The following is a 19465-nucleotide window of genomic DNA, read 5'->3' as shown; positions in this document are numbered from 1 at the left end:
TTTAAATGGCCGCCTGAAATCGGGAATTTGGCGCAGCTTGCTGTCGCGTGCGGTGAGATCGATGTCGGATGGCGACACATACTGTGTCAAATACGCGAAACATCAGGCGTGACGGGACATGGCGGACGCGTGCGTGACATGACGCTGCGCAGCAAGGGTGCATCGCGCCCGCCTTGAGGGTTTTCTATAGGATGCAATGATGGGCGCGCCCGGCGCGGCGCATACTCGACCAGCATGTTCATCTCATGGAGGCCTTGTCATGGCTCAAAGCGAAAAGGTGTATTCCGACGAGGAAGTAAAGCAGCAACTCAAGGGTCCGCTCGCACACTGGTATCTCGAAGACGGGTGGCTGCGGCGCAAGTACAAGACCGAGGGCTGGAAAGGGACGCTGATGGTGGTCAATACCGTGGGCCATCTCGCGGAAGCCGCGTGGCACCATCCCGATCTCACGGTTTCGTATGCGTTCGTCATCGTCAAGCTGAAGACGCATTCGGCGAAGGGCATCACGGACAAGGATCTGACGCTCGCCCGGAAGATCGAAGACGTGGTGCACTGGCAACCCGGCAAGGAAGACGGCCCGCTCGATGGCACGCCATCCGACGATCAGCGCTTCCGCTATATCAAGTACGACTAGCGGCAAAGGCGAAGCGAGGGCGGTGTTTCGAAAGCCCTCGCTTCGCGTGATCGTCCTCGTACATCAGCCATGAACGCGCCCGGCGCGCTTCCTCATTCTGGTACAGCATTTGCATGTTCGCGGTTCCCCTGGCCTCGACCACAGACCGTGATGCCCACTTCTCCCGGACGGTTATCCCCTCCCTCGGCGATCACAGTCGAATCTCCCGCGCGGCTGCATCTCGGCTTCATCGATCCGAACGCCTCGCTCGGACGCTCGTTCGGCAGCGTGGGCCTGGCCATCGATGCACACAGTACCTGCCTTACCGTGCGGCACGCTCCGGCAGCGGCACATCATGGACGCATTGATGGACGCATCGATGGCGGCATCGACGGCGCGGCGAGCGTCGCGCAGCGCGAGCGCATCGAGCAGCATCTCGCGGCGCTGCACGCAGCCTTCGGCGCGGGTCCGGCACTCGACATCGAACTGCATCACACTCCGCGCGCCCACACCGGCCTGGGCTCCGGCACGCAGCTGGCGCTCGCGCTGGGCACGGCATTCGCCCGCGTGCGCGGCCTCGACGCGAGCTCCGCCGACATCGCCCGGGTGCTCTCGCGCGGCCTGCGTTCAGGTATCGGCATTCATGGTTTCGATCATGGCGGTCTGATCGTCGATGGCGGCCGCGCCGCCGGCACGCTCCTGCCGCCGCTGATCGCGCGTCAGGATTTTCCCGAAGCCTGGCGCGTGCTGCTCATCGACGACACCTCGCGCGAAGGACTCCATGGCGATGACGAGAAGCGCGGGCTCGCCTCGCTCGCGCCGTTCCCTGCGTACCTCGCTGCACACCTCAGTCATCTGGTGCTGATGCGGATCCTGCCCGCCGTCGCCGAGCGCGATTTCGCGCCCTTCGCGGACGCGTTGTGCGACCTGCAGCAGACCATCGGCGAGTACTTCGCGCCGGTGCAGGGCGGCGTCTTCGCGAGCCCTGCTGTCGCGTGCGCGATCGAGGCCGTCGCGGCCGAGCAGAAAGCCGGCATCGGTCAGACCTCGTGGGGACCGGTGGGCTTCGCGTTCGTCGAGAGCGCGCAGGACGCGGAGCGCGCGCTCGCGGCCGCCCGACGCGTCGCGCCGGGCGCATCGCTGAACTACACCATCGCCGCCGCGCGCAACCGCGGCGCGACATGGCGCGCGGCGGCGCCGGGACAGCGCGGCGCGGACGCGGCCTGAAGGGCGTTTCGGCACACAACAGCTTCAATCGATTTCAAGCGATTCCAAGCGATTCAAAGCAATACCCACACGAGTCCACCGCCATGCCCGAAGCCACCGAACGACCTTACGTGCTGCACATGTTCACGAGCACGCCGCAAATGAGCCCGTTCGACGTGAACATGGCCGCCGACGCCGGCTATCAGATCCTCGTGCCGTACTGCAACGTGGACGAGGGCAGCGTCGTGCAGCTCACGCAGGACGCGATCTTTTCGCGCGGGCCGAAAGGCGTATCGCGCACCGGCATCTTCATCGGCGGACGCGACGTGATGCTCGCCGCCGACATGCTCGAAAAAGCCCGCCACGCGATGGTGCCGCCCTTCGAGGTCTCGGTCTTCGCGGACCCGAGCGGCGCCTACACGACCGCCGCCGCGCTGGTCGCGCTCGCTGAGAAGCACCTGAAGGCCGCGCATTCCGTCGATCTCGGCGGCAAGCGCGTCCTCATTCTCGGCGGCACCGGCGCGGTCGGACGCGTGGCGGCGGCGATGGCGGCCTCGCTCGGCGCCGATGTCGTCGTCGCGAGCCATTCGAGCCAGTCGCGCGCCACGCAGGTCAGCGACGAAGTCAACCGGCGTTTCGATATCGCTACCACGGGCGTCGCGACCGGCTCGCCGGAGCAGTTGCACCGCGAGCTGGCGCGCGCCGAAGTGGTGTTCGCGACGGCCGTCGCGGGCGTGCAGGTGATGAGCGCCGCCGATCTCGTACACGCGAAGAATCTGCTGATCGCCGCCGACGTCAACGCGGTGCCGCCCGAAGGCATCGCGGGCGTCAATGTCATGGACGACGGCAAGCCGCTCGCGGGCGCGGCGCGTCAGGACGCGGTGGGCATCGGCGCGCTGGCGATCGGCAACGTCAAGTATCAGGCCGAGCACCGGCTTTTCCTGCGCATGCGCACCGGCGGCAAGCCGGTCTATCTCGGCTTTCCCGAAGCATTCGACGAAGCCCGCGCGATCGTTGGCGGACAGGGTTCATGATGGCGCACGTAAGCGCCCGCGCGCCGCGCGTGGCCGTGGCAGGCCTGTCGGCGCGGCTGCTCGCGCAATCGGCCGCGCGGGCCGGGCTCAATGTCGTGGCGCTCGACATCTTCGGCGACCGCGATACGCGCGAACATGCGGGCCTGTGGTTCGACATCGGCAAGCCGGACGGCAACGGCCTGTCGATCGACCGTGCGCGGCTCTACGATGCGCTCGAACACGCCGCGCGCCTGCCGCGCATGCTCGGGCTCATCGTGACGAGCGGGCTGGAGCCGCTCGCCAACGAGCTGAGCCGCGCGCCGGGCGTGCCGCGTTTCATCGGCAACGGGGCGCAGGCGCTGGCGGTGCGCGACCCGCGGCGCTTCTTCGCCCTGCTCGACGAAGCCGGCATCCCGCATCCGGAAGTCAGCTTCGCCGCGCCTGCCGGACCTGAAGGGTGGCTCGTCAAGCGGCCGGACGGCTGCGGCGGCACGCATGTCGAATGGGCGGGCGACGTCGATCGCACCGTGCCGCGCGCCTATTTCCAGCGGCTCGCGCAGGGCCGCCCGATGTCCGCGCTGTTCGTCGCGGCGCAACGCGAAGCCGTGGTGATCGGCTTTGCCGAGCAGTTGACCGTCGCGGCGGGACGGCTGCCGTTCGTGCATGCGGGTTCGCTCGGACCCGCGCAGCTGCCCGCCGATACGGCGGCGCGCGTCATCGCGGCGATCGAGGCGATCGTGTGGAAGACGGACCTGACGGGGCTGAACAGCATCGACTTCCTGCTCGACGGCGACGACTTCAGCGTGCTCGAAATCAACGCGCGGCCGTCATCGACGATGGCGCTCTACGAAACCGTCTGGCCCGACGCCTGGCCGCGCGGCCTGGTCGGCGCGCATCTGGATGCCTGCCTGCACGGCGAATTGCCGCAGGTCGCACAGGGCTGTGCAGCGATGACGCATCCGTCGCCGCTGTTCGCCGGGCAACGCGTGGTGTTCGCGCCCACAGGCTTTACTGTGTCGCGCGAATTCAGCGACGCCTGCTTCGCCGATCCCGCCTGCCACGACGTGCCCTCGCCTGGTGCGCGCATCGAAGCGGGCATGCCGGTCTGCACGATGACCTTCACCGCGCCCGCGTTCGCCGCGCTGCGCGACGCGATGGAGCGCGAACACGCGCGCCTCCTGCAACGTATCGATACCCTCTCCCGTTCATGAGCTCATCTTCCTTCACGCCGCCCGCACTGAGCGTCAATGCATCGAGCGAGCGGCTCGTCGCGCAGCTCGTCGATGACGCCGCGCGCCTCGGCGTCCACGTCGCGCGCACCGACGGCGGCACGGTCATCGTCGATGCGGGCGTCGCCGCGCCGGGCAGCGCGGAGGCGGGCCTGCTGATCGCGCGCATCTGCATGGGCGGCCTCGGGCAGGTCGCGCGGCGCGCCGCGTTCGATGGCGCGCCGCTCTGGCCTGCCTTCATCGAAGTACACACGAGCCAGCCGGTGCTCGCGTGTCTTGCGAGCCAATACGCGGGCTGGAGCCTCTCCGCGACCAAGGAGCAGACCGGCGGCAAGAAATTTTTCTCGCTGGGCTCGGGACCGGCGCGCGCGCTCGCCGGCAAGGAAGCGCTGTTCGACGAGCTCGGCTATCGCGACCGGCACGCGCGCGGCGCGCTGGTGATGGAAGTGGACCGCGTGCCGCCGCAGGTCGTCATCGACAAGGTGCTGGGCGACTGCGGGCTCGCCCCGGAAGCGCTGGTGATCGCCGTCACGCCGACGCAGTCCATGGCGGGCACGGTGCAGGTCGTCGCGCGGGTCGTGGAAGTTGCGCTGCACAAGACGCACGTGTTGGGCGTGGATCTCGGCGAGATCGTGGAAGGCAGCGGCAGCGCGCCGTTGCCGCCGCCCGCGCCCGACGGCATTCAGGCGATGGGCCGCACCAACGACGCCATCCTGTATGGCGGCCGTGTGCATCTGACCGTGAAAAGCGATGCGGCGGCGAAGCGCCTGGCCGCCGAACTGCCGTCGTCGAATGCGCGCGATTACGGGCGGCCGTTCGCGGACATCTTCACGGCCTTCAACTACGACTTCTATCAGATCGATGCCGCGCTGTTCGCTCCCGCCGAGGTGTGGGTGTCGAGCCTCGAAAGCGGCAAGACCTGGCACGGCGGCAAGGTGGACAAGGCGCTTCTCGACGCCCAATGGCTCGGAGACGCGTCGTGAATCCGGCGACGCCGCGCGTAGCCATCATGACTGACGAAACCGGCTGGCACACCGGCCGGCTCAAAAAGGCGTTCCGTGCGCGCGGCGTGGAGGCGCGTTGCGTGGATCTGGCCGAATGCCGTATCGACACGACCTGGACGCCGCACGGCCTGGCGATTCCCGGCTTCGGCCGCACGCTGCCCGACGCCGTGTTCGTGCGCGGCATCGCGGGGGGCACCTTCGAGCAGGTGACTTTGCGGCTCGGCATCCTGCACGCGCTGCGGGAAAGCGGCGTGCCGGTCTATAACGATGCGCGCGCGATCGAGCGTAGCGTCGACAAGTCGATGACGAGCTTCCTGCTGCATCGCTACGGCGTGCCGACGCCCGCGACCTGGGCCGGCGAATCGGCCGCGCACGCGCAGCGCGTGCTGATGCGCGAGACGGCGGCGGGCCGGCAAGTGGTCATGAAGCCGCTGTTCGGTTCGCAGGGCAAGGGACTGAAGAAGCCCGGCGTGCGGCTGCCGTCGCTCAGGCCGTTCAGCCAGGTCGCCTATCTGCAACGCTTTGTCGATGCGGGCGAGCCGGGCTTCGACTGGCGCGTGCTGGTGATCGGCAAGCAGGCCGTCGCGGCGATGAAGCGCGTCGGCGGCGCGGGATGGATCCATAACTTCGCGCGCGGCGCGCACTGCGAGCCCGCCGAATTGACGCCGCCGCTCGCACAGATCGCCGTGCGCGCCACGCAGGCGCTCGGGCTGGATTACGCCGGTGTCGATCTGATGCCGTCGCGCGACGGATCCCCCGTCGTGCTCGAAGTGAACGGCGTGGCGGCATGGCGCGGCTTGCAGAGCGTGACGCCGGTGGATATCGCCGCACTGCTCGTCGACGATCTCCTCGCGCGCAAGCTGCCCGAGTCGCGCGGCGCACTCCTGCTCGCCAGCGGCGATGGACCGCGTTGAGCCGCCGCGCGCCACGTTCCTGCGCGCGTGCGAGCTCGATGTCGAGACGCGCAAGCCCGGCAATGTGAGCGTCGCCAGCGCGGGGCACGGGATGACCGCGACGCAGTTCATCGAGAGCGCGCAGGCCGCGGCCGCGGGGCTGTTCATCGCGCGCGCGTCCGTGGGCGCGCGCATTCTCGAAGCCGTGCAACGCAGCGTCGATAGTGTCGGCTGCAATACCAATCTCGGCATCGTGCTGCTGGCGGCGCCGCTCTGCGCGGCGCTCGAGCTTCTGCCATCCGACGAACCCGTGACCGCCGCACGCTGGCATGACGCCACCGGCCGCGTGCTCGACGCACTGGACATCGACGATGCGCGCCTCGCCTATCAGGCCATCGCGCTCGCGAATCCGGGCGGGCTGGGCGAAGCGTCTGAACAATCGGTGCACGCGCCGCCCACGGTCACGCTGCGCGCGGCCATGGCGCTCGCCGGCGATCGCGACAGCATCGCGCGTCAATACGCGGAAGGCTTCGCGGATGTCTTCGCCGCCAGTACCGATGCCGCAGGAGCGATAACGCCGGACGCACAGCAACGCGCGATGCTCGACGCATTCCTGACGTTTCTCTCGCGCTGGCCCGATTCGCACATTGTGCGCAAGCACGGCGCGGCGCCGGCGCAAAGTGTCACCCGCGATGCCGCTTTGCAGCGCGCCCGCTGGCGCGACGCGGGATGCTCCGCGCAGTCCGCCGCACTCGATGTCTGGGATGAAGAACTGAAGTCGCGCGGCATCAATCCCGGCACGAGCGCGGACCTCGCGGTGGCGACGCTGTTCGTCGCGCTGACGATCCAGTCCGTGTCGTGATCTCGCTCGCGAGCAATGGCTGCGCGGGACAAAAAATTGGCACGGAACCTGTTAGGAGACTCCCGGTTGTGCGGTCGCGTCGAAAGTCCGGTCGAACCGCGAGCCTCGGACGGCTGGGGAACGCCGTCGCGAGTCGAGTGCATGTCGCTAGTCCCAAGAACCACACTCACTGGAGGAACAGCATGGCCAAAATCAACCGCGTCATGGTAGGCGAATCGCTCGTCGGCGATGGCAACGAGGTCGCACACATCGACTTGATCATCGGACCGCGAGGCTCCGCTGCCGAGACCGCGTTCTGCCACGCGCTCACGAACAACAAGGATGGCTTCACGTCGCTGCTCGCCGTGGTCGCGCCGAATCTGCTGACCAAGCCGAACACGATTCTCTTCAACAAGGTGACGATCAAGGGTGCGAAGCAGGCCGTGCAGATGTTCGGCCCGGCGCAGCGCGCGGTGGCCATGGCGGTCGCCGACAGCGTGGAAGGCGGCGTGATTCCCGCCGACGAAGCCGACGACCTGTTCATCTGCGTCGGCGTCTTCATCCACTGGGAAGCCGACAACGACCAGAAGATCCACGACTTCAACTATCAGGCGACCAAGGAAGCGCTTGCGCGCGCGGTGGCGGGCGAGCCGTCGGCGAAGGAGGTAGTATCGAAGAAGGGAACGATGTCGCATCCGTTCTCGCCGAGCTGATCCAATCTTCGGCTGGTGCGGGCAGCGCTCCGGCGCGCACCGGCCGAAGCCCCATCACGACGACTACGAGGCTCTTCGCATGACCCCACGTTGCTGCGCGCTGACGGTGTTCGCCTGCCTCTCGCTGATCTCACCGCTGTCATTCGCCGCAAGCGCCTCAGGCGGCGACGCGGCGGCGGCGCCCGTGAAGAGTCACAACTATCCGACGGAAGGGCGCGTGGAATACGTGCTCGGCTGCATGGATGACAACGGCCACGACTTCGTCAACGTGTACAAGTGTTCGTGCGCCATCGACAGGATCGCCAAGGTGCTCACCTACGACGACTTCGTCGAGCAGTCCACCTTCTCGAAGTACGCCACCTTGGGCGGCGAAGGCGGCGCCGAATTCCGCGTGGACCGCGCCAAGGCACAGACCAGGAAATTCCGCGATCTCCAGAAGGACGCGTTCAAGGCGTGCGGCATCGGCAAGCAGGCGGCCGCGGCGAAGTAAGAGCCTCTCGCGTCATTGCGGCACGTAGCCCCGTCCGATCCACGCCAGCGACACCGCCGCGCCGGCCGGGCGCCTGCGTTCGATTACGACGCCCACGGCGTCGACATCGTCGAACTTGGCCGGCTTGGCGAGCGATATGCGCACCCAGTGCGCCCCGAAATCCCGGATGACCATCTGCGCGATGCGTTCCGCCAGCGCTTCCAGCAACTGCACGCCATGCGAGGCGAGCAGGCCGTGGATCGCCTCGCGCACCGCCGCATAGTTCACCGTATCCTCGATGCGGTCCGTCTGGCAGGCCCGTACGCAAGGCACGCCGATGGCGAGATTCATGCGCACCGTCTGCGGCTCGTGCAGCTCGCTCGAATCGATGCCGATCACCGTCTGCCCCGTCAATCCTTCGATGTAGACGATATCCATCACGTCGCGCGCTTCGCCCGAAGCATGCGGCGCCACGAAATTCGGATCGCTGATCGGTTCGCTTCGTCCCATGGAGTCCTCGCCGCGCACGCGCTTGTATCGAGCGCTTCCGGCGCCCACCGCCGAAAGTACAGGTAACGTGAAAGCAAAAAGCGGGCGCGTTTATCCCCTTCGATGCGACTACTTATTGAATCAATACGTCATCGGAGGTAAAGTTTTTGCGAACCGGGCGGGACGGCTTGCCGAATAGCCGCAAAACCAGCGGCATGACAGCAGCCATCACGCTCTCCAGCCCGGCCACGAGGCGCGTCTGCGTGCGGAATGCCAAAGCACAAGAAGCAGAGCAAGAACGAATCAGCGCAATTGAGAGCGCCGCAGCGCCAGCCGAGTACACAACAGATTCGGCGCCGGGCGGACCGCGTGCATGGCACGCACCGAAACCGGCGTAACGGAGACTTGCCCCCATGTCGTCGCTTGCTGACGTAGACACGCATGTCCGGGAAGTACTGAACATCGTCCATAACCCGCTGGCCGCCCGCCGCGCCAGCGATTCCGTCGCGCAGTCGTGGCTGCGCTGCCTCACCGAGTTCCAGCTCGATCCCGGCCGCTTCGTCATGCCGCCCGTGCTCACGCAGCACGAGCTCAACGACCGCCGCGAAGCCGCAAGCGACCTGATCGCGTCGTCGAAGCTCGAAATGACCACGCTGTATCAGCAGCTCGCCGATCCGGAACTGGCCGTCGTGCTCGTCGATGCCGATGGCGTCATCGTGCATCAGGTCTCGTCGGTGCCGTTCGGCGAGGCCGTCGCGGCCGACGGACTGCGCGTCGGCGCCCTGTGGAGCGAGCGCGAAGCCGGCACCAACGGCATGGGCACGTGTTTGATCGAACGCGATTGCATCGCCGTGTGCCAGCACGAACATTTCTATCCGCGCTATACGTCGCTCACCTGCTCCGCCGCGCCGATCTTCGACGAACGCGGCGAGATCGCCGGCGTGCTCGACGTGACCAGTCGCTCCAAGCTGCTGCAACAGCATTCGCTGGTGCTGGTGGGCATGTCGCGGCAGATGATCGAGAATCGTCTGATCGATGCCCGTTACCAGCACGCCAACCTGATCCACTTTCATAGCCGGCCGGAATTCGTCGGCACGCTGCACGCGGGCAAGCTCGCCGTGAGCGGCGACGGCGTCGTGCTCGCGGCGAGCCGCAGCGCGCTATTCCAGCTCGATCTGCGGTCGCCCGGCGAACTGTGCGGCAAGCGCATCGAGGAAGCGTTCAACGCGACGCTGGAGGACATGATCGCGCGCAGCATTCGCGGCTCGTTCCATCCGGTGACGGTGTACAGCGCGAAGACCAACACGCGCTTTTTCTTGACGGCGCAGACGCCGCGCGACGGCGCCGCGGGAAGCACCCGCATCCTGATAAGCGAGCCCGCCGCGACGCCCGCGCGCGCCCGTCCGCCGAAGAAGGACGCCGGCCGCGAGCCGACGGTCGCGGGCCGGCTCGACAAGCTCTCGCACCTGGAATTCGGCGATCCGCGCATGGCCTCGCAGATCCAGCTCGCGGCGCGCGTGATCCAGCGCAAGATCCCGATCATCCTGCGCGGCCAGACCGGCACCGGCAAGGAAGTGTTCGCCAATGCGCTGCACAGCATCAGTCCGAACGGCACGGGTCCGTTCGTCGCGGTGAACTGCGCGTCGTTGCCGGAGAACCTGATCGAGAGCGAGTTGTTCGGCTATCGCGCGGGCGCCTTCACCGGCGCGCAACGCGAGGGGCGCCGCGGCAAGATCGTGCAGGCGAACGGCGGCACGCTGTTCCTCGACGAGATCGGCGACATGCCGCTCGCGCTGCAAGCGCGTCTGCTGCGCGTGCTCGAAGAACACGAAGTCACGCCGCTCGGCGCGGAGACCACGGTCAAGGTGGATTTCCAGCTGATCAGCGCGAGCCACCGCAACCTGATCGAACTGGTGCAGAACGGCCTGTTCCGCGAGGATCTGTATTACCGGTTGAACGGCATCGAGATCAATCTGCCGCCGCTGCGCGAACGCGCCGATGCGCTCGCGTTGATCGGCCACATTCTCGACACCGAATCCGACGATCCGCCCAGGCTCTCGGCGGAAGCACGCCACGCGCTGCTGAAGTACCCCTGGCCCGGCAACATTCGCCAGTTGCGCCATGTGCTGCAAATGGCGATCGCCCTGTGCGACGGTCCCGAGATCCTGTGCGCGCATCTGCCCGCCGAGATCGCCAACGGCGCAAGCCCGGCCGTCTCCGTGCGTGCGCCCGCTCCGGCAGCGAGTGCGCCTCCCGCGCATCTCGCGGAGGACGCGGATGTCTCGTCGCTCAATGCGATCCAGGCGAAGGAGCGCGAGACCGTGCTGCAACTGCTCGACGAGCACCGCTGGAACGTGAGCAATGTCGCGAAGGTGCTCGGCATCAGCCGCAACACGCTGTATCGGAAGATGCATCGGCTGCATATTCGCCTTTCGCACGATTCGCCCGCCGACAACGCCGCCGCCGACGCATGACGCCACCCACGCCCGCCCGCCGGCTCGACGAGTTCAAGCCCGACGCGCGTTTCGCGTGGTGCGTGACCGGCTCCGGTCACATGATCGAAGAATCGATCGCGCTCGCGCTGCGCCTGCCGGGCGTCGATCTGTTCCTGTCGTCGGCGGGAGAGGAAGTGTTGCCGCTGTATGGCTGGCCCATCGCGAAGCTGCGCGAACGCTTCAAGGTGTTCCGCGACAACAGCGCGAGCAGCGTGCCCGTCGGGATGCTCTATAACGGCGACTATCACACGGTGGTGATCGCGCCCGCGACCAGCAACACCGTCGCCAAATGCGCGTTCGGCATCTCCGACACGCTGCCCACCAATCTCTACGCGCAGGCCGGCAAGCAATGCGTGCCGGGCATCGTGTTTGCCTGCGACACCGAGGCTTCCGTCATCACCCAGGCGCCGAAGGAATGGGTCGAAGTGCGGCCGCGCGCGATCGAGTTCGAGAATGTCGAGCGGCTCGCGCGTTTTGCGCATACCACCGTGCCGCGCTCGCTCGACGAACTCGAAGCCGCGCTCGATCAACGCCTGTCGGCCCTGAAGCTTGCATGGAACACATCGTCTTCCTGACCGGCCGGCTCGCGCAACTCAGCCTTCAGCAGGTGCTCGAAAGCATCGCCCCGGCGGCGCAGCGCACGCCTTTCACCTGGGAAGTGCGGGAGATCGGGCTGCAGGTCGCGGGGCTGATGACCGCCGACATGATTCGACGACGCGTCGCCGTGCCGTTGACCGAAGGGACGAAGCGCATGATCGTGCCGGGCCGGTGCCGCGGCGATCTCGACGCCCTCGCCGCCCACTATGGCGTGAAGGTGGAACGCGGGCCGGAAGAGGTCAAGGATCTGCCGCAGTTCTTCGGACGCGAGGCGCGGCACGTGGACCTGTCCCGCTACGAGACCGAGATCTTCGCGGAAATCGTCGATGCGCCGCGCCTCGGCCTCGACGGCATCGCGGCCCGCGCGCACGAATACCGGCGGCAGGGCGCGGATGTGATCGACATCGGCTGCCTGCCCGAGACGCCGTTTCCGCATCTCGAAGAGACGGTTGCGATGCTGAAGCAGCAGGGCTTCCGTGTCAGCGTCGATTCGATGCGCGAAGACGAACTCCTGCGCGGCGGACGTGCGGGCGCGGACTATGTGATGAGTCTGAACGTCGATACGGCGTGGATTGCCGACGAGATTGCGTCCACGCCGGTTCTGGTGCCACGCGAACCTGCGGATGTCGCTTCGCTGGACCGCGCCATCGACGCCATGACGAAGCGCCGCCGCGCCTTTCTCGCCGATCCGATTCTCGACCCGATTCCCTTTGGCCTGGCGGCGTCCATCGCGCGCTATGTGGCCTTGCGCGAGCGCTATCCCGATGTGCCAATCATGATGGGCGTCGGCAATGTCACCGAGCTGACCGAAGCGGACACGAGCGGCATCAATGCAGTGCTGTTCGGCATGGCGGCGGAGCTGCGCGTTGCAGCCGTGCTGACGACCTCGGTGAGCCTGCATGCGCGGCGTGCCGTGCGCGAAGCCGACGTCGCGCGCCGCGTGATGCATGCCGCACGTGAAACGCAGACCTTGCCCAAAGGCATTTCCAGCGACCTCTCAGCGCTGCATGCGAAGCGGCCGTTTCCGTACGACGCCGGCGAGATCGACGTGATCGCCGCCGCTGTACGCGATCCGAATTTTCGCGTGCAGGTGTCGTCGCAGGGCATTCATGTCTATAACCGCGACGGTCATCATGTGGCCGTCGATCCGTTCGCGCTCTTTCCCGAACTCAAGGTGGAAAGCGACGGCGGCCATGCGTTCTATCTCGGCGTGCAACTGGCGCGCGCGGAGATTGCGTGGCAACTGGGCAAGCGTTTCGATCAGGACCAGCCGCTCGACTGGGGATGCGAAGTGGACCGGCTGGAAGAGGATCTAAGCGCGTGGCATGCGCCGGGAAGCACGCGACGCAAAGGCTAGCGTTTCCATTTGATCGAGCAACCCAGCGCGGGATATTGCGGGTCGTCAGGTTCGGCATCGTGCGCGACGGCGAGCATGGCCTCGAAGAGGTCGCGCCGTGCCAGCGGCAATGCTTCCTTGCGCGACGCATCGATACGTCCGCGATATCTCAACCTGAGTTCGCGGTCGAAGCCGAGCGCTTCCGGCGTACACACCGCGCCATAGTCGCGCGCGACCTGCTGGGTTTCATCGTGCAGATAGGGAAACGGCAGCCGCCATTCGTGCGTCAACGCGATCATGCGCTCGAAGGCGTCGTCGGTGTAGACGCTGGCATCGTTCGAATTGATACCCGCGAGGTTCACGCCGTGCGATTGCAGTTCGTGCGCGTCGCGTATCAGGTTCGGCAGCACGGCTTTGACGTAGGGGCAGTGGTTGCACATGAAGACGATCACGAGGCCGTTCGCGCCTTTGAGCGAATCGAGCGTATGGTTGCTCCCGTCGGTTGCCGGCAAGGTGAAAGCTGCTGCCTGTGTGCCGGGATCGGTAGCCGGGGATGCGGTGGGCATTGAGATAGCTCCTATTTGATATCGGTTGGCCGAATGGTGTATTGGCGGGTTGAAGGCGGTCGGATAGCATGGGATTTCCATCAGTCATCCGGAGCATTCATGTACATTTTCAGCGTCGAAGAAGCACAAAATGATCTGCCACGCATCCTTGATATGGTTGCTCAGGGAAAGGATGTCGCTATTGGCGGCGAACGTCCAGCGTTGCTCCTCAAAGTACGCAACGTCGGCAATATCGTGGACAAACACGGCAACGAGGCGGGCGGGTCAATCATCATCATGGACGTCGACAAGGAGGTGCTGGAAGACGAATTGGTGAAACCACTGCCTGACGACATCATCGAATCGTTTTACGGCCCCATCTTTCCGGACGAACCGGACCAGCCAAGAGTCGATGATGCGCGTGCTGCTTGACACTCACATCTATATCTGGCGTGTGTCGCGTGACCGCCGTCTGTCCGCGCGCTTTCGCCAGGCGATAGAAGAAGCGCAACAGGTCTGCGTCAGCACGGCCAGCATCTGGGAGATGTCCATCAAGGCCGCGCGAGGCAAACTGGAACCGGATGCTGAACGCGCCATAGACGTGCTCGAGCAGCATCCGTTCATCGTGCTGCCGGTGCGACTCGTGCTTGCGCGCGTCGTGCGTTACCTGCGCCTCGTTCATCGCGATCCGTTTGACCGCGTGCTGTTGGCGCAGGCCATCACCGAAGAACTTGATTTCCTGACCGCAGACACCGAACTCGCCAGCTACCTCAACGAAGCCCTCCCCGCCGGACGGCAGCCGGTAAATCGTCGAATGACCTCGCTTCGGCTTCAGTGATACTTCCTCGCCATGACCTCCAACCCAACAGGCCTGATCCTTTGCCCATGCCCGGCGCACCCGAACGCCTCGAAGCGTTCGATGCACAAATCCCGCGCCGCCGCCGTCGCGGCTTTCAGCGCATGCCTCGGATCGAACTCCGACTTCGCCGCCGCCATCGCCCGACGCATGGCGCCGGTCATCGCGAGCCGGATATCGGTGTCGATGTTCACCTTGCGCACGCCATTCGCAATGCCGCGCCGAATTTCCTCGACCGGCACGCCGAAGGTCGCGGGCATCTCGCCGCCGTGCTCGCGAATGATCGCCAGCCATTCCTGCGGCACCGATGACGAACCATGCATCACGAGATGCGTATCGGGAATGCGCGCATGAATCTCAGCGATACGGTCAATCGCGAGAATGTCGCCGGTGGGCTGCCGGCTGAACTTGTACGCGCCGTGCGAGGTGCCGATGGCTATCGCCAGTGCATCGATGCCGGTTGCCTCGACGAATGCGCGCGCCTCATCCGGGTCGGTCAGCAGACGATCGCGGCTCAACGCGCCTTCCGCGCCCACGCCATCCTCTTCGCCCGCGAGCCCCGTCTCCAGCGAGCCGAGACAGCCGAGCTCGCCCTCCACCGAGACGCCCACCGAATGCGCGGCTTCCACGACGCGCCGACTCACCTCGACGTTATAGCCATACTCCGCCGGCGTCTTCTGGTCCGGCATCAGCGAACCGTCCATCATCACCGACGTGAAGCCGGAACGGATCGCCTGCTGGCACACCGAGGGACTCGCGCCATGATCCTGATGCAGCACCACCGGAATGTCCGGATGCGCTTCGACGGCCGCGAGCACCAGATGCCGCAGATACGGCTCGCCCGCATATTTGCGCGCCCCCGCTGACGCCTGCAGGATCACCGGGCTTCCGGTTGCGTCGGCCGCGGCCATGATCGCCTGCACCTGCTCCATGTTGTTGACGTTGAACGCGGGCACGCCGTAGTCGTGCTCGGCAGCGTGATCCAGCAACTGTCTCAATGCAATGAAGGCCATGTCGAACTCCCTCTCGATGATCGTGCTGATGACGCGTCAGGCCGCCACGCGGCGCGCTTCCTCGACGAGCGCCTCCGTGGTCACGCCAAAGTGCGCGAACAGTTCGTTTGCCGGCGCGGATTCCCCGAACCGGTCGATGCCGACCACACCGCCGTGCAATCCCACGTACTGCCGCCAGAATGCGGTCACCCCGGCCTCGATCGCAACGCGCGGCACGCCTTCCGGCAACACGCGCTCGCGCCACGCGTTGCACTGGCGGTCGAAGACGGTGGTCGACGGCATCGACACGACGCGCGCAAGAACGCCCTCATTCCTGAGCGGCTCCACCGCCTCCAGCGCCAGCGTCACTTCAGAACCGGTCGCGATGAGCACGACGCGACGCGCATCGCGCTCACTCGTCGCCGGCCAGTCGGCCAGCACGTAGCCGCCGCGTTCGATGCCGTCTATCTGCGCCTCGTCGCGCGGCACGAACGGCAGGTTTTGCCGCGACAGCAGCAGGCACGACGGCCTGTCGCGCTCGATTGCGCTGATCCACGCCTGCATCGTCTCGACGGTATCGCACGGACGCCACACGTCGAGTCCCGGAATCATGCGCAGCGTCGCCGCATGCTCCACCGGCTGATGGGTCGGACCATCCTCGCCAAGCCCGATCGAATCGTGCGTGAAGACGAACACCGTGCGCGTCTTCATCAACGCCGCCATGCGCAGCGCATTGCGTGAGTAATCCGAAAACGTCAGGAACGTGCCGCCGAATGGCAGATAGCCGCGATGCAACGCCACGCCGTTCAACATCGCGCTCATGCCGAACTCGCGCACGCCGAAGTGAATGTAGTTGGCCTGGCCGGACGCCGGCGTCATGTCGACCGCGCCCTTCCAGCGCGTGAGATTCGAGCCGGTCAGGTCGGCCGAGCCGCCGAGCAGCTCCGGCAAGGCGCACGCCAGACCGTCGATGGCCAGTTGCGATGCCTTGCGGGTCGCCACGGTCTCGCGCGCGCGGTCCGCCTCGCGCACCAGCGCATGCGCCGTATCGCGCCAGTTCGCGGGCAGCGCGCCGCGCGCCCGCCGCTCGAACTCCGCGGCTTCGTCCGGAAACGCCCGGCGATAAGCCTCGAAGCGCCGCTTCCAGTCGTCCTGCGCCGCCGCGCCCGCCTCGCGTGCGTCCCACAGCGCGCGCACCGGCGACGGAATCTCGAACGGCCCATGCGCCCAGCCCAGCGCGCGGCGCGTGGCTTCGGCCTCTTCAGCGCCAAGCGGCGCGCCATGTACCTCATGCGTGCCCGCCATCGTCGGCGCGCCCTGGCCGATCACGGTCTTGCAGCAGATCAGCGTCGGCCGGTCCGACTCGCGCGCGTCCTGCAACGCCTGCGCGACCGCATCGGCATCGTGCCCGTTCAATCCCCTCACGACGTTCCAGCCATACGCCTCGAAGCGCTTCGGCGTGTCGTCGGCGAACCAGCCTTCCACATTACCGTCGATGGAAATGCCGTTGTCGTCGTACAGCACGGTGAGCTTCGCGAGCCGCAGCGTGCCCGCCAGCGACGCCGCCTCGTGCGACACGCCTTCCATCAGGCAGCCATCGCCGACGAACACATACGTACGATGATCAACGATCTCATGCCCCGGCCGGTTGAACTCGCGCGCGAGCAAGGTTTCGGCGAGCGCCATGCCGACCGCATTCGCCAGCCCCTGCCCGAGCGGCCCGGTCGTCGTTTCCACACCGGGCGTCACGCCCGTTTCCGGGTGACCGGGCGTCTTGCTGCCCAGTTGCCGGAAGCGCCGGGTGTCATCGATGGACACGTCATAGCCGCTCAGATGCAGCAGGCCGTAGAGCAGCATCGAGCCATGTCCGTTCGAGAGCACGAAGCGGTCGCGGTCGGGCCAGTCAGGGTCCAGCGGATTGTGTTTCAGATGACGCGTCCACAGCGCGACCGCGATCTCGGCCATGCCCATCGGCATGCCGGGATGACCCGAGTTCGCCTGCTGTACCGCATCGACGGCGAGCATGCGCAGCGCGTTGGCCATCTGGCGGATCTCGGGCGAGCGCTGGCGAACAGGCAAAGCTTCAGCAACGGCATTCATGGATGCCTCCTTGATGCAATGGGAAAACGGGCTGCTCAGGCGCGCGCGCGACGGTCGCGCAACTGCAGGATCATCGGCGTGAAGATCAGCTGCATCGCGAGTCCCATCTTGCCGCCCGGCACGACGATCACATTCGGCCGCGACATGAACGAGTCGTGCAGCATGGTCAGCAGATAAGGAAAGTCGATGCCGCGCGGCTTCGCGAAGCGGATCACGACAAAGCTCTCGTCGGGCTGCGGGATCTCGCGCGCGGTGAACGGATTCGATGTGTCCACGGTCGGCACGCGCTGGAAGTTCACATGCGTGTGCGAGAACTGCGGGCAGATGTAGTTCACGTAATCGGGCATGCGGCGCAGGATGGTATCGACCACCGCTTCGTGCGAATAGCCGCGCATCGTCTGGTCGCGATGCAGCTTCTGGATCCATTCGAGATTGATGATCGGCACCACGCCGACCAGCAGATCCGCATGACGCGCGATGTCCACTTCGTCGGTGACGGCCGCGCCGTGCAGGCCTTCGTAGAACATCAGGTCGGTATCGGGCGCGACGTCTTCCCAGGGCGTGAACGTGCCCGCATCCTGCTTGAAGCGCGTGGCCTCGGCCTCGTCGTGCACGTAATGGCGGAACTGGCCGCCGCCGCTCTTGCCGTAGGTTTCGAACAGGCTTTCGAGTTCCCGCAGCAGATTCGCTTCCGGCCCGAAGTGGCTGAAGTTGAGTTGCCCGTCGCGCTCGCTCTGCTTCATGGCCTCGCGCATGCCAAGACGGTCATAGCGATGAAATGCATCACCCTCCACAATCTGCGCGTTGATTTTTTCGCGGCGGAAGATGTGCGTGAAACTCTTCATGACGGTGGTCGTGCCGGCGCCGCTCGAGCCGGTCACCGCGACGATCGGATGCTTGACTGACATGCGCTGCCTCCCTGGCTGTTGATGTCGTATCGGGCGCTGCTTCAGGCTTCCGTCTCCGGCAGGAACAGCGAGCGTTCGTTGAACAGCGGCGAGGTGAACGGCTTGTCCTCGCCGCGATCGTATTCGCCGTGATACCGCTGGATCCGCTCCACTTCGTGACGCGACCCCAGAATCACCGGCACGCGCTGATGCAACGCGCCGGGCTGAACGTCGAGAATGCGCTCGCGTCCCGTGATCGACAGGCCGCCCGCCTGCTCGACCAGGAAGCTCATCGGGCTGGCCTCGTACAGCAGCCGCAGGCGGCCTTCCATCTCGGGCGTCCTGAAGTCCCGCGGATACATGAACACGCCGCCGCGCATCAGGATGCGATGCACTTCCGCGACCATCGATGCAATCCAGCGCATGTTGAAGTCCTGCGCGCGGCAGCCGGTGCGGCCGTCCTTGCATTCCTGCACGTAGCGGCGCACGGGCGGCTCCCAGAAGCGCTCGTTCGACGCGTTGATCGCGAACTCGCACGAGTCTTCCGGAATGCGGATGTCGGAATGCGTGAGCACGAAGTTGCCGACGTCGCGTTCCAGCGTGAAGCCGTGCGTGCCGTTGCCCACGGACAGCACCAGCATCGTCGATGGTCCGTAGATCGCATAGCCCGCCGCAACCTGCTCGCGGCCCGGGCGCATGAACGCGGCTGCGTCGGCGGCGGCGCGCGCGTTGCGCTCACCTTCGCCTTCGCGCCGCAGCACCGAGAAGATGGAACCGACCACGCCGTTGATGTCGATGTTCGACGAGCCATCGAGCGGATCGAACGCCAGCAGATAGTCGCCGCGCGGATAAGACTCCGGAATGGCGTACACCTCGTCCATTTCCTCGGACACCATGCCGGCCAGCAGGCCATCCCATTCGCAATGCTGGAGGAAGATCTCGTTGGTCACGAGGTCGAGCTTCTTCTGTTCCTCGCCGTGCGTGTTGACCGACTGCGCCGAGCCGTGCTGCCCGCCCAAGGCGCCGCGTGTCAGCGCCGCAGCGATGGTCTTGATCGAGGCCGCGACATCGATCAGCAGCGCCGACAGACCGCTCGCCGCATCGGGGCCAGGCCGGCGATCCAACGTGTCGATCAGGAACTTCGATAAGGTGGTGCGTCCATCGAGCATCGCGCAGTCTCCATGAAG

20 protein-coding genes are annotated in these 19465 nt (G+C 66.2%); 14 read left to right on the top strand and 6 right to left on the bottom strand.

Annotated elements, in window-relative coordinates; all coding sequences use genetic code 11:
* Positions 1-259 precede the first annotated feature (259 nt).
* From QCE64_RS28555 to QCE64_RS28515, 9 genes are all read left to right on the top strand, one after another.
* Complete coding sequence (locus tag QCE64_RS28555; RefSeq protein ID WP_309925609.1) at positions 260-634, top strand: 4a-hydroxytetrahydrobiopterin dehydratase; 375 nt, start codon at positions 260-262, stop codon at positions 632-634.
* Between the two features lie 150 nt (positions 635-784).
* A complete protein-coding gene (locus QCE64_RS28550; protein ID WP_310007557.1) occupies positions 785-1840 on the top strand; it encodes a beta-ribofuranosylaminobenzene 5'-phosphate synthase family protein in 1056 nt (351 codons plus the stop codon).
* Between the two features lie 83 nt (positions 1841-1923).
* Entirely contained in the window at positions 1924-2853 is a 930-nt protein-coding gene (locus QCE64_RS28545) for a methylenetetrahydromethanopterin dehydrogenase (RefSeq protein ID WP_309925606.1), read from the top strand.
* Positions 2850-4043 (top strand): ATP-grasp domain-containing protein, encoded by a 1194-nt coding sequence (locus tag QCE64_RS28540; RefSeq protein ID WP_310007555.1) that lies wholly within the window; start codon positions 2850-2852, stop codon positions 4041-4043. The genes QCE64_RS28545 and QCE64_RS28540 overlap by 4 nt, the downstream gene beginning before the upstream one ends.
* Complete coding sequence (mch, locus tag QCE64_RS28535) at positions 4040-5044, top strand: methenyltetrahydromethanopterin cyclohydrolase (protein ID WP_309925603.1); 1005 nt, start codon at positions 4040-4042, stop codon at positions 5042-5044. The genes QCE64_RS28540 and mch overlap by 4 nt, the downstream gene beginning before the upstream one ends.
* Positions 5023-5979 carry a RimK family alpha-L-glutamate ligase gene (locus QCE64_RS28530; protein ID WP_310007553.1) on the top strand — a complete coding sequence of 319 codons (957 nt, stop codon included), beginning with the start codon at positions 5023-5025 and terminating at the stop codon, positions 5977-5979. Before mch ends, QCE64_RS28530 begins: the two co-directional genes overlap by 22 nt.
* Positions 5966-6820, top strand: coding sequence for a triphosphoribosyl-dephospho-CoA synthase (locus QCE64_RS28525; RefSeq protein WP_310007550.1), 855 nt, complete (start codon positions 5966-5968; stop codon positions 6818-6820). Before QCE64_RS28530 ends, QCE64_RS28525 begins: the two co-directional genes overlap by 14 nt.
* A gap of 182 nt (positions 6821-7002) precedes the next feature.
* Entirely contained in the window at positions 7003-7512 is a 510-nt protein-coding gene (gene fae / locus QCE64_RS28520; RefSeq protein WP_309925597.1) for a formaldehyde-activating enzyme, read from the top strand.
* Positions 7513-7591: 79 nt separating this feature from the next.
* On the top strand, positions 7592-8002 hold the full coding sequence (locus tag QCE64_RS28515; RefSeq protein ID WP_309925595.1) for a hypothetical protein: 411 nt from the start codon (positions 7592-7594) through the stop codon (positions 8000-8002).
* 12 nt (positions 8003-8014) lie between these two features.
* Here QCE64_RS28515 and QCE64_RS28510 read toward each other — a convergent pair whose 3' ends face one another.
* Positions 8015-8491, bottom strand: a complete 477-nt coding sequence (locus QCE64_RS28510; protein ID WP_309925594.1) for a dihydroneopterin aldolase — start codon at positions 8489-8491, stop codon at positions 8015-8017.
* Between the two features lie 392 nt (positions 8492-8883).
* Between QCE64_RS28510 and QCE64_RS28505 the strand changes: the two genes are divergently transcribed.
* Genes QCE64_RS28505 through QCE64_RS28495 form a run of 3 tightly spaced genes read left to right on the top strand, consistent with a single transcriptional unit; the run spans position 8884 to position 12919 of the window.
* Positions 8884-10944: a sigma-54-dependent Fis family transcriptional regulator gene (locus tag QCE64_RS28505; RefSeq protein WP_309934366.1), complete on the top strand. Its 2061-nt coding sequence runs from the start codon at positions 8884-8886 to the stop codon at positions 10942-10944.
* A complete protein-coding gene (locus QCE64_RS28500; RefSeq protein ID WP_309819242.1) occupies positions 10941-11540 on the top strand; it encodes a flavoprotein in 600 nt (199 codons plus the stop codon). Before QCE64_RS28505 ends, QCE64_RS28500 begins: the two co-directional genes overlap by 4 nt.
* Positions 11519-12919 carry a DUF6513 domain-containing protein gene (locus tag QCE64_RS28495; protein WP_310007548.1) on the top strand — a complete coding sequence of 467 codons (1401 nt, stop codon included), beginning with the start codon at positions 11519-11521 and terminating at the stop codon, positions 12917-12919. The genes QCE64_RS28500 and QCE64_RS28495 overlap by 22 nt, the downstream gene beginning before the upstream one ends.
* Here the strand turns inward: QCE64_RS28495 and QCE64_RS28490 are convergent.
* Positions 12916-13464 carry a thioredoxin family protein gene (locus QCE64_RS28490; protein ID WP_310007546.1) on the bottom strand — a complete coding sequence of 183 codons (549 nt, stop codon included), beginning with the start codon at positions 13462-13464 and terminating at the stop codon, positions 12916-12918. The two genes, QCE64_RS28495 and QCE64_RS28490, sit on opposite strands and share 4 nt — an antisense overlap.
* 99 nt (positions 13465-13563) lie before the next feature.
* Between QCE64_RS28490 and QCE64_RS28485 the strand changes: the two genes are divergently transcribed.
* Positions 13564-13875 carry a hypothetical protein gene (locus tag QCE64_RS28485; RefSeq protein WP_309934361.1) on the top strand — a complete coding sequence of 104 codons (312 nt, stop codon included), beginning with the start codon at positions 13564-13566 and terminating at the stop codon, positions 13873-13875.
* Positions 13856-14281 carry a type II toxin-antitoxin system VapC family toxin gene (locus QCE64_RS28480; protein ID WP_309934358.1) on the top strand — a complete coding sequence of 142 codons (426 nt, stop codon included), beginning with the start codon at positions 13856-13858 and terminating at the stop codon, positions 14279-14281. The genes QCE64_RS28485 and QCE64_RS28480 overlap by 20 nt, the downstream gene beginning before the upstream one ends.
* On the opposite strand, the gene fba is transcribed toward QCE64_RS28480, so the two are convergent.
* Genes fba through QCE64_RS28460 form a run of 4 tightly spaced genes read right to left on the bottom strand, consistent with a single transcriptional unit; the run spans position 14275 to position 19447 of the window.
* Positions 14275-15312 carry a class II fructose-bisphosphate aldolase gene (fba, locus tag QCE64_RS28475; protein WP_310007544.1) on the bottom strand — a complete coding sequence of 346 codons (1038 nt, stop codon included), beginning with the start codon at positions 15310-15312 and terminating at the stop codon, positions 14275-14277. The genes QCE64_RS28480 and fba overlap by 7 nt on opposite strands.
* Before the next feature lie 36 nt (positions 15313-15348).
* On the bottom strand, positions 15349-17391 hold the full coding sequence (gene tkt, locus QCE64_RS28470; protein WP_310007542.1) for a transketolase: 2043 nt from the start codon (positions 17389-17391) through the stop codon (positions 15349-15351).
* A gap of 35 nt (positions 17392-17426) precedes the next feature.
* Positions 17427-18299: a phosphoribulokinase gene (locus QCE64_RS28465; RefSeq protein ID WP_309925580.1), complete on the bottom strand. Its 873-nt coding sequence runs from the start codon at positions 18297-18299 to the stop codon at positions 17427-17429.
* Positions 18300-18340: 41 nt separating this feature from the next.
* Positions 18341-19447, bottom strand: a complete 1107-nt coding sequence (locus QCE64_RS28460; RefSeq protein WP_310007541.1) for a class 1 fructose-bisphosphatase — start codon at positions 19445-19447, stop codon at positions 18341-18343.
* Between the last annotated feature and the right edge of the window lie 18 nt (positions 19448-19465).

The organism is Caballeronia sp. LZ043 (genome assembly GCF_031451075.1).
In the GTDB taxonomy this organism is placed as follows: Bacteria; Pseudomonadota; Gammaproteobacteria; order Burkholderiales; family Burkholderiaceae; genus Caballeronia.
Note: the sequence above shows the minus strand (reverse complement) of the source record. Positions and strands in the feature narration are given on the sequence as shown.